This window comes from Wolbachia endosymbiont (group B) of Longitarsus flavicornis (assembly GCF_964028135.1).
Taxonomy (GTDB): Bacteria; Pseudomonadota; Alphaproteobacteria; order Rickettsiales; family Anaplasmataceae; genus Wolbachia.
The window spans coordinates 1,020,333-1,034,705 of the sequence record NZ_OZ034758.1 but is presented as its reverse complement, the minus strand read 5'-3'; the positions used below and the strand labels follow the sequence as shown (position 1 = coordinate 1,034,705).

The window sequence follows — 14,373 nt, the reverse complement described above, 5'->3', positions numbered from 1 at the left end:
TCTCCTGTTTTGATAAGACTTATGAGATCTTTATTGGTTTTTTGAATTTTGTTGAAGCACTCACATGCTTACTCTAATATTTTGTTCACAGAGCCTAGTTAGCTCAATTTCAACGTTAATTTGTGAAGCTCTGAGTTCTGTTAGGGGATTTTCTGGTTGAATATCTAGCTTATTCTGTATGTTCGATAAACAAATTAAAGCCGAATCAAAAATTTCATCATACTGCTCTGCTTCATGCACACAATTGATTATTTCCTTCACATCTTGCGGCGTATCTTTTAATATTGCTCTTATTTGGTTTAGGTTTTGACGAATTTTTTCCTGATATCCAGCAATTCTCTCTTGATATATATCAATCATTTTTTGACATGAGGTGCCTCTAAATGGGTGTTCTGCTTTTTCCTTTATGTAGGAGCTCTGAAAATTTTTGCAATTAAGGACTGCTTCTCTACATTTTTTTATGTCACTAATTATACTGGTTATTGACTTACTTGCTTTCTCATGCTCTTCTTTTTTGATTATACATTCATTCTTTGTTTGGCTCATTTTATCATACAGATTTCTGCATTCTTTATATGATACCAGCGGTTGTAGTATTCCTTCCTCTACACCTTTATTATAAAAATTCTTCAACTCATCGCTTGATAGTATTCGTATAGCATCTTCCCTTTTACCTTGTGATTTAGGATACTTTTTGTTCAGTGAACTAATATAATTTAATAGGAAACTCTTAGTTAAATCTTCCTTTTTAACTTCTGATAATTTTTCTAGTGTTTCTATATATTTCAAAGTTTCCGCAAAAAGCTGCGCACCAGATGTAGCAAATCCTGGCAGTGGTTTGCTCTGCGCCTTATAAAAATCGGTTTGTAAAAAATCTTCGGCTTGTTTTTTTATTACTGAAAGTTCATTGAAGGCTTTTTCTGGATTGATTTTTTTTAAAATACTAGTAGCTTTTTTAATCGCTCTTTCTCTCTTTTTATTATCTTGTTTTTCGTTTAAGATTAAGCTTTCAGCTTCAGTAAAAGCATTGCCTTGGGCACTTTTGGCAATATTACAAACAACGTTTTTTACAACTTGCTTAGTTGCTACATAATCTATTTCCTTTGTAAAGCAATCAATAAATAGCTGCCAAATTTTTTTGTTAACGGACTTACTTGTCTTATGTTCTAAATCTTCTACATCTTTGAATCCTAAAATAGTATAGAGATTTTTTTCAATTATTGGTTCAGCATGTTGTTTTGCCACTTTACCTTTTATATTGAATAGAAATTCACTAATCTTAGTTGTGCCCATAATATTACCTCACAATATTAATGTTATATAATATAAAGTATAAAAGCTTAATGATTAATTTTTACTTACTATTAATATAATTGAAGATTAACTTTGTTCCTATATTAAAACTTTAACTCCCAATTTATTATTAGTAATATCATTATATGAATCTTATGCCTGAATTTGGGAATATATTGTTATTGGTAGCCTGTTTGTTATCTTTAACGTATTTGTTTCTACCGTTTAGTTCTTACCGATTCGTCTCCTCTGCCATATTTTTTTGTGTGTCAGCATCAATGGCTATTTTGATCTACTGCCACATTAAAAATGATTTCTCACTTGAAAACGTATATTACCACTCACACACAACAAAACCTTTGATCTATAAGATTTGTGGTATTTGGGGAAATAAAGAAGGGTCTATGTTGCTTTGGACCTTAGTGCTTGTCATGTATTTATTACTAATGGATATTTATATACCTTCTGTCATCCCAGTGCCCAGACACTGGAATTTAATTGCAAATGAGTACATCAAATGGCAGTGTAATAAAAACTGGATTCCAGTGTCAGCTACTTGCATGACACCAGAACGAACTAATGGTAGTAAATTAAAAAAAATATCTCTTATCACCCAAGGCTTGATTTGCTTTTGTTTTTTACTGTTCACTTTACTTGAATCCAGCCCCTTCACTAAAATGCCAGGCATTGAAACAGATGGACTGGGTTTTAATCCGATATTGCAGGATATAGGCCTTGCTATTCATCCACCGGTATTATATTTGGGGTACCTTGGATTTAGCGTTCCTTTTTCGCTCTCTATAGCTGGATTAATTTTAAATACTGAAGGAAATGTTTGGGCTAAAATTGTCAGGCCTTGGGTACTTATTTCTTGGTCGCTGCTCACTTTGGGCATCAGCTTGGGTAGCTGGTGGGCATATCGTGAACTCGGTTGGGGTGGATTTTGGTTTTGGGATCCAGTGGAAAACGTTTCTTTGATGCCGTGGCTAATTGCAGTGGCGCTGACACATTTGTTGCTCGTTGTACGAAATTTCAATACTTTAAGGAATTTTGCTATTTTACTTACGCTCACAACTTTTATATTGAGTGTGACTGGAACATTTCTAGTCCGCTCAGGAATACTTACCTCAGTGCACACGTTTGCAGATGACCCAAGATATGGACTGTATATATTAGCTCTACTTGGTGTAATTACAGTCAGTAGCTTAGTAATATTTGTAGTGTTTACGAGAAAGAATCACACATCTTTCCAGTATTCGATATTGGAATCTGAAAAGAAATCTGCTACTCAAGTGACAGAAGGTAGAAGATTCTTTTCACGCCTTACGATGATGCTGATGAACAATTTATTATTCATCACTGCCTTTTTCATCGTGTTCGTTGGCACTTTATACCCTACAGTGCTTGAGTATTTAACCGGTGAATTAATTTCAGTTGGAGCACCATATTACAATTCTTTATTTAACTCTATTGCACTAGCTATTCTAGTGCTCACCATGATAGGGCAATACTGCAGTTGGCAGGGAAATAGTCTATTGCCAATATTCCGTGAATATAGATTTTCATTTTGTAGTGCTGCAGCTATTTTGCCGTTTATCTTTCACATGGAGCTAATGATTGTGCTATCAATTACCATCTCCATAGCATTATTAATCTTTGTTTTAGAAGCATATAGTAAAAGAATTTGTTTATTTAAGGTAGCATTTGGTGAATCAATTTTATTAGCAAGAAGAGTTTCTAAGTCCTACTATGCAATGATGCTTGCTCATGCTGGAGTGGCAATTCTAGTGCTTGGTATATCTTATTCAGTTGGTTGGCAGGAGAAAAAAGAAAACTACTTGGGAATAGGAGACAGCATAACAGTCAATAAATTTAAAGTTACTTTACGAAATATTGAGCTAATAAAAGAAAAAAATTTCCATGCAGTGAGGGGTACAATGGATATCAGGAATTTGCTGAATAATAAGATATTAGGTGAAGTAACTCCTGAATATAGATTTTACCTTGCGGAAGGTCAGAAAAATGTTGAAAGCAGTATCTACCACAATTTATTTTCTGATATTTATGTTGTAATTGGAGAGATTGATAAGAGTAAGAGCAAAATCGCAGCTAAAGTGCACTATAAACCTGGAATGTCTATAATCTGGCTAGGATCCTTTCTTATCGCTTTTGGTTTGCTCCTTGCTGCTTTGCCTTCTAGCAAAAAAGTAGTTCCTTCAGTATCATAAAGTTTGCATTTTTTGGCAATTTAAACTTAAGCTAAGCAACACTAACCTTGCTAGCGAATTTTCTCTATGTTCTGTTGTACAATAGGAAATAAAGATATATTTTCTAATGAAGAACTTACATGATATATGGAATCTACTTCCTCAGGCCTTTTAAAATATCCCTGCTTAATAGCGTCGTAGACAGAAGAACCACCAAGCAAGCAGTTCTCACCTAACTCTTCTTTATAATTTTTAAACTTTTCCAATATTTCCTCCTTGTTACTCACTTCTACTATAATTTTTCCTTCATCTTGCACATCAGAATACAATCTAGCATCTACTTTTCCCAAATCAGTATGAAAAGTCAGTACTATATTACCTATAAGGTCAGTATAATTTCTTACCCCACCTTCCGTTAAAATTTCTGTCTCGCTTTCACCGATTGCTATCACGTCTCTTCGAAATTCTGTGCTTTCATCTGTTCCATTTATGATTTTTGCAACCTCGACTATACTATTCTTTGAGTATTTCAAGTAGAAAGTGAAGTTGTCCATTTTTGCCTCTTTTACCTTACCAGTAGTTGCGTTTTTTGCAGCTTCCAAAAACCTTAGAGAGTAATGTATATAGCTTTTACGTGCTTCTTTAAGATTAGCTTTGTGGTCTTTAAACTTCTCTAGTTTATCAATTACAATTATACTACTTAAAGTTTCAAATACTGCACCTCTTTTTACCAAATTACATACTATGCGACTAGCAACTTCTATGTCCCTTTCAACTTGAAAAATCTTTAATTCACTAATTCTTCTTATTACATAATCTGTAAAATTATACTTACTCTCATAAGTATTTTCATATATATTTCCCTCACAAGTAAGATTGAACCTTACCCTAAATTTTATAGCTTCATTTACAACCTGTTCTAGCTGATTTATGTCTTGAACTTCATCTAATTTACAAAAATATTTATCTGGATCTTGCTCATCTAGTAGAAAATCCTCTCCCCATAGATTTACACTTTTGCACAAAGGCTTTTTTCCATTATAGTCAACTTGTGTTTTTTTACGAAAAGTTTCATAAATAACATCATCAGTTAAAAAGTACTCTTTAATATTAAGGTTGGGATTGTTAACTGCAAATTCTATTGGGGTTTTACCTTTTTTATCCTTTATATCAAGATTAGCTCCTTTCCTTAGAAGCAATTTGATAATTGTATCACAATGACCAGAACGAGTAGCATAATGTAAAGGTGTTCTTCCTGTGTCGTCCTTTTCATTAGGATCAGCACCTGAATTCAACAGTAAATCTATGAATTCTCCCGCATTGCTACATTCCATACTTGATAGAATATGCAGTATTGTCAGTTTAGATTCTCCTCTTTTAAGGTTGAGGATGGTTTTTAGATCTTGATTACTTTTATGATCCAGTAAAAATTTTTTAATTTTTTCAACATCGTTCTTATAATCCTTATAAGTAACATGTGGAAAGTCTTTAAAAGTACTTAAGAATTTTTATTCAACTCCTTCTGACTCTCTGTTAAGTTGGACATGTCAACAAGCCACGTAGATATCAACTTACCAAATGCACCTCTTTCAGCAATATCAGTTAAAGAACAGTCATTGCGAAGTACCAGTGAGTATTTAATCAATTCATATTCATCATCCTCTTGTTGCTGTGTTTCTTCTGCTTTCTTAGAGTGCTTAAAATCATTTTTTATTAATTCAATCAAGAGCTTTAATGTGTTAAAACTTTTATGTCCCAATAAAGGATCTGCTTTGTTTTCAAGTAGAATTCTTGCTATTTCTGAATAGCCATTTCTAATAGCCCAGCATAACGGAGTACGCCCGTATTTATCCGCTATGTCAACAGCAGCTTCCTTTTCTATGATAGCTTTTACTATTTCCACTTGGCAATTTTCAGCAGAAACAGCATGATGTAATGCAGTACTCTCAGCCTGACTTACTGCATCAACATTAGCTCCCGTGTCTAATAGGAGTTCTACTATCTCTTTATTTGCATTGTGAGCAGCACAATGCAAAGGAGTACACCCATTTTGATCTGCTGTATTAACATTAGCCCCGTTTGCTATGAGAACTTTTATTATCTCTGTATAACCAAAGCGAACAGCAGCGTGTAAAGGAGTTATCTTAACTTTATCTACTGCATCAACATTAGCCCCCGTGTCTAATAGGAGTTCTACTATCTCTTTATGTCCATTGTGAGCAGCACAATGCAAAGGAGTACACCCATCTTGATCTGCTGCATTAACATTAGCCCCGTTTGCTATGAGAATCTCTACCACTCCTATACTACCACTTGCAGCAGCAAAGTGTAAAGGATTCCATCCATCTTGATCTGCTGTATTAACATTACCCCCTTTTTTTATTAAAAGCTCTGCTATCTTTACAAGATCATTTCTAGCAGCTATATGTAACAATGTACTTTGATCATCGAATGTATAATTTATGTTAAATCCATTATCTTGCCACTTTTTATACGTGTCTGGATCTTCTTTTTCCAATTCCTCTTTTACCCTTTCGATTATATTGTTCTCATTTAAGTCACTTATTGTCCTTAATATTTTTAACAACCGTTCATATTCCATAATTCTACCTCAAACTATTTGTTTTTGTACTATAGCTAAAAAAAAATTATTGATCCATAATAAAATAACCAACACCAGAGTAAGTGGTTTGCTGCTAACATATTTAAAAATGTTATGAACTTAATAAGAGAAAAAAATACCCCTGTAATGGAGCAATATTTAAATTTGAAAGCTCAATACACGGATCATCTATTGTTTTATAGACTGGGCGATTTTTATGAATTATTTTTCGATGATGCTATTAAAGCTGCGAAATTGCTGAATATAGTGCTAACCAAGAAAGGCAATTCAAATGGGCAAGAAATACCAATGTGTGGAGTGCCAGCACACAGTAGCGAATCTTACCTACACAAGTTAATAGATTTAGGATTCAAAGTAGCAATCTGTGACCAATTAGAAACTGCTGATGAAGCAAAAAAGAGGGGCTATAAATCCATAGTAAAACGTGATGTAGTACGAGTTGTAACTCCAGGTACAATTATAGAAGATTCGCTACTGGAGGATAAAAGCAATAATTATCTCGCGTCCATAGTTGAACAAAATGACGAATATGCTATTAGTTGGCTTGAATTATCGACGGGAAAATTTTTTCACACTTTAACGAGTTTGAAGGCTCTAGATAGTGATTTATTGCGTATATCACCAAGAGAATTATTAATTTCTGAAAAATTCACTGAGGACGAAAAAATTAGATCGATTTTAAAAAATTATAAAATATCAATTACGCAACACGCACAGAGCTTTTTTGAGTATAGTAAATCTCACAGAACGTTATGCGAGTTTTATAAAATCAGGGAACTTGGGAGTATAGGAAATTTCAGCAAAGTAGAAATCATGGCGTGTGGTGCACTGCTTGAATATGTCAGAGTAACACAAAGGGGCTCCATTCCAAGGCTTGAATTCCCAAAAACCTATAAGCAACAAAATTTCATGCTTATTGATGCTTCAGCAAGGAGAAACCTTGAGTTGTTTTCAACTCAATTTGGTGAAAAGAAAGGTTCACTAATTTCAGTTATTGATCACACAGTAACAGCCTCTGGTGGACGCCTGCTCAAACAAATGCTCGCTTCACCCCTTGCTTGCTCTAAGGCAATTAATTTGAGGCTCAGCACCGCTCAATTTTTTGTAAATAATCATGAGCCACGCAGAAAAATACGAGAGATATTATCTAACATTCCAGATATTGAGAGGTCTTTATCGCGCTTAATACTAGGGCGTGGTTCACCAAAGGATATGAACCTATTAAAAATAGGCCTAGGAAAAACTTTAGAGTTGTCTGAGTTTCTGTCTACCTTGCATAATTATTGTTTAAGTGAAAAATCAGAAATTAACTCTCAGATGTCATTCCAGTGCTTGACCAGAGAAAAGGAACCAGTGTCTACTACTCAGGTGATAAGTAGTGACGAAAGTGAACTAAGCACAATACATAAAAGCCTTGGCAATCATAAAGACCTATTTGAACTGTTAAATAGTGCTATACTCGATAATAACCTCAGTTCCGTGAAAGAAGGAGGATTTATTCACTCAAAATACAACTCAGAATTATCTGAGTTATCCTACATATTAAATAATAGTAATAAACTAATAACCAAACTCCGTGAATCTTATCGCGACCTAACTGGTATTGCCGCACTTAAAATATTACATAACAACATACTCGGTTATTACGTTGAAGTGTCGGCAAATCACAAAATAACTTCGGATATATTTATTCATAGACAAAGCTTAGCAAATAGCATGCGCTACACTACTAATGAGTTGAAAGAACTAGAAAATAAAATTCTTACGGCACGTGATGCTGCAATCGGCTTAGAAATGAAAATTTTTAGTGAACTGTGTAGTGAAGTCGCTAAAGAATCTGAAAAAATTGCTCTTGCTGCAAATGCTTTGGCAAAACTTGATATTAGAACCGCGTTTGCAGAGCTTGCAGTGCAAAATAATTACGTAAAACCCATCATTGATGACAGCAAAGAGTTCAATATCTGTAGCGGAAGACATCCAGTGGTTGAAGTTAACGATAAATTCATTGCAAATAGCATCAATTTAGCTGGTATACATCTAATTACTGGTCCTAATATGGCTGGAAAAAGCACTTTCTTGAGGCAAAACGCTCTCATTGCAGTTTTAGCTCACATGGGGTCATTTGTGCCAGCAGAGAGTGCGCATATTGGAGTGATTGACAAGATATTCAGCAGGGTTGGCGCAACGGATAATATAACAGCTGGTTATTCTACCTTCATGGTAGAGATGATCGAAACAGCAACGATAGTAAATCAGGCAACGGACCGTTCCTTGGTGATACTTGATGAAATTGGTAGGGGCACAGGAGTGTATGATGGATTATCTATTGCACAGGCGGTGATTGAACATATTCACAATGTAAATAAGTGCCGCGCCATTTTTGCAACTCATTATCATGAATTGACTAAAGTAGGTGAATACTTAGAAAATGTGAAATGTTTTTGTATGAAAATAAAAGAATGGAAAGGAGAAGTCATCTTTTTACATGAAGTAATTGAAGGCATTGCAGATGAGTCATATGGAATACATGTAGCAAAACTTGCTGGTTTTCCTGATTCTGTTTTAAACAGAGCAAGAGAAGTATTTGAGGAGCTAAAGGCTTGAGGAAAGTAACATTATATTACTCCACAATTATGGAGTTTTAGCAATCTATGGCGCTTTAATTTTAGTCAGCTTTCTGAGTAGCTGAATTAACGTAGCATTGATCTATTGCCACATTGGTCAAGATTCCAATTCCACCACCTACAACTGCACCTACAGCTCCTAATGCTAGTTGAGTACCAATTCCAGCAGAAGACCCAATGATTAATGGAGCAAGAAAATATAGCGTTAAGGCACAAAATATTGCAGCTACGCTTATAACAGCGAGTTTTCTTGGGCAAAAATCTTCTGATGTATTAGGACTAGGAGTAGATATTAATGATGCTTTTACTAAATTTTCTCTACTATCATGATCTAGAAATTCACTCAATATTCTCATTACAGGTTTTATGGATACATCACCACTATTCAAGTCAATATTATCTCCTACCATATCATATAGCTCTATAACTTGAGCACGACATTCATCCCAGTAGCTTGATAACTCTTCTTGACCATTGAGAAGATCTGGTTTATTTGAAGTTGTTAACCAGTGTGAGTCATGTTCCAAAATATATCGAATTGTAGCTTTCCCTATATCTATATGCCCTTCAGTAATTGCATACTTTAAAACACCTTCTGCTTTTTCCCTTCCAACATTAAGATCAGCACCAGCTTTTATCAATAATTCTACTATCTTTGGAGAATTATGAAATATAGCAATATCTAAAGGGACCATCTCATTACAATCTTTAATATTTAAGTTTGCTTTTTGTTCTATTAAATAACTTATAAATTTTAAGGTTTCATCAGATTTTTGATCGTCTATGTCTTTATATTTGTAATATATTCTAATTGCAAAATTCAACTCAGTTTCACCCTTTAACGCACTACCACCAATAATTAAGTTCTGATAGCTTTTTACCTCTTGATTTATTAAGTTAACATCCGCGCCGTTTTCTATTAAAGCCTTAGCTCCTTTGAAATTGCTTTTTGCAATTTGCAGATGAAGTAAGTAACGACCAAGATGATCAGTTGCATTAGGATTTGCACCTTGTTCAATCAAATACCTTGCAATTTTATCATTAAATTTGTGATCATAAGTTGCAGATTGTAGTGGCTCAGGATTTTGCTGTAACTCATGTTTAGCTATTGATTTATTTATCTCACAGATTGATTTTACTAACCCTAAATTTCTTTTCATAATCGCCTTTTTGACTGCAGCGCTGAAACTTACACCTTGCTCTATTAAATACTTAGCTATTTCTTCATCAACAGCATCACCTAATAAATTTGTACCGCTTTGGGAATTAACGTCAGTAACAACATCTCGAATAATGGAACTATTTTTCTCAAAAATTGACTTTACTTTTTCTGAATCATTTTTGGTAACAGTATCAACAAGATCTTTTATTACAGCATCCACCCTCTTTTTTTTAGCCAACATTTCCTCTAATTCTTCAGAATTCATAAGTATACCTCAACACACACAATCAAAAAAATTATATCCAAATCAGAATTGTTTGTAAAGGATTTTTAGATATTAGCTTGCCCAAAGGTTAATTTATTTTATAATCTTTCTGTATTCTAGAAATTTCAATTAAATGAACTGCTATAAAACTCACGCGTGTAATGAATTAAGGAAGAACGATGTAGAAAAGGAAGTTACTCTCTCTGGTTGGCTGTATCGCAAACGTGACCATGGTAATCTGATCTTTGTTGATTTAAGAGACTTTCATGGAATTACTCAGCTGGTATTCAATAATGATAAAGACTTTTTTGATAAAATTTCAAATTTAAAATCCGAAAGTGTGATCACTGTTACAGGGGTAGTCAAAGCTAGAACTGAAGATACGGTAAATAGCTCTATTTCCACAGGAGAAATTGAGGTAATAGTTGGCAGTTTGCAAGTTGAATCAGAAGTTGAGTTCCACTGCGATGAGGAAATAGCAAAAGAAGAAAGGAGTATATTAGCAAGCATTGCCGGTGAGCAAGAATACCCAGAAAACATGAGATTTAAATATCGTTTTCTTGACTTAAGGCGTGAAAAAGCCCGAAGTAATATTATTTTGCGCTCACAAATCATCGCAGAACTCAGGAAGCTCATGATAGAGCAAGAATTTTTGGAAATTCAAACTCCAATACTCACTGCTTCGTCCCCTGAAGGAGCACGTGACTACTTAGTGCCAAGTAGGCTGAATCCTGGTAAATTCTATGCATTGCCACAAGCTCCGCAGATTTTTAAGCAGTTGCTTATGGTCTCAGGGTTCGATAAATATTTTCAAATTGCACCGTGTTTCCGTGATGAAGACGCAAGGGCTGACCGTTCTCCGGGAGAGTTCTACCAGCTGGATCTTGAAATGTCTTTTGTAACTCAGGAGGATATATTTCAGGTTACTGAGTCTACTTTATATAAAGTATTTGCTAAATTTTCCCGCAAATCAGTGGATAAAGATTTTCCGCGCATTACATACAAAGATGCAATGCTCAAATATGGCTCTGATAAGCCAGATCTGCGTAATCCATTATTAATCAGCGATGTTACAGAGATTTTCCGTGATTCAGAGTTCAATATTTTCAAAAGCAATATCGAGCGAGGTATGGTAGTCAGAGCCATCCCTGCTCCTAAAACAGCAGAGGAACCACGCAGTTTTTTTGATAAAAAAATAGAACATGCGCAAAAAGAATTCGGTGCTAAAGGTCTTGGATATATAACGTTTGATAAAGATGGCATTGCAAAAGGGCCAATTGCTAAATTCCTCGATGACAATAGGCTAAATTCCATAAAAGAAATAACGAATGTAAAGCCTGGAGATAGTGTATTTTTTGCTTCTGATAAGGAAAATGAAGCAGCAACAATTGCAGGGAAAGTGCGCACTCTTTTAGGTTCAGAATTGGGATTAATAGATGACGATATCTTCAAATTCTGTTGGATTATTGATTTTCCATATTTTGTATATGACGATAAGAGCAAAAAAATAGATTTCTTTCACAACCCATTCTCTATGCCACATGGTGGCTTGAAGGATTTAGAAGAAAATAATCCACTAGACATCCTTGCTTATCAATATGATCTTGTTTGTAATGGAATAGAGCTTTCAAGTGGAGCAATTCGTAATAACAAACTGAATATAATGTACAAAGCTTTTGCCATTGCAGGCTACAGCAAAGAAGAAGTTGATACAAAATTTGGTGCACTCGTGCGTGCATTCAGATTTGGTGTTCCCCCTCATGGTGGAATAGCACCAGGGGTTGATAGAATGGTTATGCTACTTGCCGATGAACCAAACATTCGTGAAGTAATCTGTTTTCCTATGAATCAGCAAGGTGAGGATGTTCTAATGGGTGCTCCTTCTGAAGTAGAGGATAAGCATTTACGTGAATTATCCTTAAAGGTTATTGAATAAAAATTTTTATAGCGAAGTGTGGTAAATCAGAAGTCATGAATGATATTCAAAAAGCAATACTATCAAGCATAATCTGCAATATGATTATATGGTATGAAGTAACTCTGTTTGGAGTTTTAACGCATATAATAAGCAACGTTTTTTTTCCTTCAGAAAGTGATTATTTAAGCACAATCAAATTTCTTGGCAGTTTTGCAATTGGATTTGGATTTAGACCACTTGGTGCATTTATTTTTGGTTACATTGGAGATAAATACGGCAGAAGGAAAATTTTGCTGACTTCCGTAATATTAGCTTCGATATCATCTACTGCAATTGCGATTATACCAAGCTTTAAAGAAATAGGAATATTTTCTCCTATACTGCTTCTGCTTTGTAGAATAACACAAGGAATGGCAGCAGGTGGAGAAACAAGTATCAATTCAGCTTTTTTAATAGAGCATTCAAGCGATAAAAAAAATCTAGGCTTTTTAGGTAGCATGAAAGCTTTTAGTGGTGCTCTTGGTTCTATTACATGCTTTGTAATGATAGCTGTTTGCAAAAAGTTTACAGGTGAAAATTATGAAATTTGGGGCTGGAGGTTGCTCTTCTATTTCTGCTCTGTTATGGGTGTAATAGGCTTTTTAATAAGGTACATAATGGAAGAGAGTCTAGCATATAAAACTCATGACCAAAATAAAAGCTTATCTAATTCTCCCTTTTTAGAATTAATCAAGAATTATAAAAGAGCATTTGTGATAGCAATTGGACTTGGCATTGCTCAAAACGCAATTGTTTATTCAGTAATCATGTTTTACAACATATCTGTAAAAGAGCTTATTCTTTCAGATATTGATATTAAAAATGTAGTAAGGATTATGGTTGAAATTACATTTGGGACGTCTGCAGTGCTGTTTGCAATACTGTCTGATAAAGTTGGAAGAAAAAACGTGATCATTCCTACGTTATTAGCTTTAGCTTGTGTCAGTTTGCCGGCACTTTCACTATTATCATATGATAACCACTATATTGTAACGCTCACTTTTCTATTAATAAGTGTGCCGATAGGCGCATCTTTTGGAATATATAATTCTCTCGCCTGCGAGTTATTTCCAACAAAAGTTAGATGCACTGGCTTTAGCCTCGCACATAACATATCTGCAGGAATATTTGGTGGTCTTTCTCCATCGATATGTATGTGGATTATAGAAAAAACCGAAACAAAACTTGCAGCAGGGATTTACCTTACTGTTTGTGCATTAATTAGCCTAATATCTGTACTTCAAATTAAAGCCAAAGATAGAAAAGTTGATTGGTGAAATCGTTTCAGTTGAAAGATAGCACTTCAATAGATTTTTCGATGTGCCTAGGTATAGGAGCAGTAATAGTGATTTCTTTATTATTTGGCAATTTTAAAGATAAAGAATGCGAATGAAGGTGTATCTGATTTACTACTCCATCGATAAAAGCTTTTTTACCACCATATTTACCGTCACCAAGAATAGGGCAATTTATATGAGCTAAATGTGCACGCAACTGATGTGTCCTGCCGGTAATTGGTTGTAATTTTAAATAAGCAACATTGTGTTTGAATTTTGCTATAATTGAAAAATGCGTAGTGGCATTCTGAGGTGAATTTTCATCAACGACCACTTTTTCTTGACCTGAAACATATTTTTTCACCAATGGATAGTCTATTGTTCCACTATCCTTACTCGGTATGCCAGAAGTTAATGCTAAATAAGTTTTTTTTACTCTTCGTCCTTTAAATTCTTCCATAAGGTATCTGGCAACATTAGCGTTGCGTGCGAATATTATCACTCCACTCGTATCTCTATCTAGCCTATGGACAATTTTAAATGTTTCTCCCTCTCTTATTTGGTCAAGCAAATCACTCATGCTAATCTTTACTTTTACGCCACCTTGAACGATGACCCCTGCGGGTTTGTTTATAGCTAGTATATATTCGTCTTCATATAATATGTTCTCTCTTAGTAGATTCACTAACTTTTCATTATATTTACGATCAGAATTAGTGTTTTCAATATAATCTAAGTATCTTATCGTTATAGTTTGCCCAGAATTCACTCTATCGCTGGATTTTGCCGTGCAATTATCAACCTTGATTAATCCTTTCCTTAAAGACTTCTCAATTGCAGATTGTTTCAAATTGGGAAAAATTCTTCTGATGTACCTATCGAGCCTAACGTTATTGTCTTCTACTAATATAGTTTTGATACCTTCTGACATCTTACTTATAAAAATTTTATTGTGTAAACTAAAA

General features: G+C 34.5%; 9 protein-coding genes. 4 read left to right on the top strand and 5 right to left on the bottom strand.

All coding sequences use genetic code 11. The features are described from left to right. Nucleotides 1-60 precede the first annotated feature (60 nt). The gene (locus ABWU45_RS04750; RefSeq protein WP_353278013.1) at nt 61-1,293 is read right to left on the bottom strand and encodes a hypothetical protein; all 1,233 of its coding nucleotides are present in this window, start codon (nt 1,291-1,293) and stop codon (nt 61-63) included. Nucleotides 1,294-1,439: 146 nt separating this feature from the next. Between ABWU45_RS04750 and ABWU45_RS04745 the strand changes: the two genes are divergently transcribed. Next, the gene (locus tag ABWU45_RS04745) at nt 1,440-3,521 is read left to right on the top strand and encodes a heme lyase CcmF/NrfE family subunit (RefSeq protein WP_353278011.1); all 2,082 of its coding nucleotides are present in this window, start codon (nt 1,440-1,442) and stop codon (nt 3,519-3,521) included. 50 nt (nt 3,522-3,571) lie between these two features. Here the strand turns inward: ABWU45_RS04745 and ABWU45_RS04740 are convergent, their stop codons facing one another. Further along, nucleotides 3,572-4,834: an ankyrin repeat domain-containing protein gene (locus tag ABWU45_RS04740; RefSeq protein WP_353278009.1), complete on the bottom strand. Its 1,263-nt coding sequence runs from the start codon at nt 4,832-4,834 to the stop codon at nt 3,572-3,574. Between the two features lie 164 nt (nt 4,835-4,998). Further along, nucleotides 4,999-6,102: an ankyrin repeat domain-containing protein gene (locus ABWU45_RS04735; protein ID WP_353278007.1), complete on the bottom strand. Its 1,104-nt coding sequence runs from the start codon at nt 6,100-6,102 to the stop codon at nt 4,999-5,001. A 114-nt stretch (nt 6,103-6,216) separates the two neighbouring features. Here ABWU45_RS04735 and mutS point away from each other — a divergent pair, with 114 nt between their 5' ends. Continuing rightward, nucleotides 6,217-8,727, top strand: a complete 2,511-nt coding sequence (gene mutS, locus ABWU45_RS04730; RefSeq protein WP_265041646.1) for a DNA mismatch repair protein MutS — start codon at nt 6,217-6,219, stop codon at nt 8,725-8,727. A gap of 61 nt (nt 8,728-8,788) precedes the next feature. Here mutS and ABWU45_RS04725 read toward each other — a convergent pair whose 3' ends face one another. Further along, complete coding sequence (locus ABWU45_RS04725) at nt 8,789-10,174, bottom strand: ankyrin repeat domain-containing protein (RefSeq protein ID WP_353278005.1); 1,386 nt, start codon at nt 10,172-10,174, stop codon at nt 8,789-8,791. Nucleotides 10,175-10,307: 133 nt separating this feature from the next. Between ABWU45_RS04725 and aspS the strand changes: the two genes are divergently transcribed. Further along, entirely contained in the window at nt 10,308-12,110 is a 1,803-nt protein-coding gene (aspS, locus tag ABWU45_RS04720) for an aspartate--tRNA ligase (protein WP_353278003.1), read from the top strand. Between the two features lie 35 nt (nt 12,111-12,145). Continuing rightward, on the top strand, nt 12,146-13,408 hold the full coding sequence (locus ABWU45_RS04715) for an MFS transporter (protein WP_353278001.1): 1,263 nt from the start codon (nt 12,146-12,148) through the stop codon (nt 13,406-13,408). A 7-nt stretch (nt 13,409-13,415) separates the two neighbouring features. Here the strand turns inward: ABWU45_RS04715 and ABWU45_RS04710 are convergent, their stop codons facing one another. Further along, nucleotides 13,416-14,339, bottom strand: coding sequence for an RluA family pseudouridine synthase (locus tag ABWU45_RS04710; protein WP_353279085.1), 924 nt, complete (start codon nt 14,337-14,339; stop codon nt 13,416-13,418). Nucleotides 14,340-14,373 lie beyond the last annotated feature (34 nt).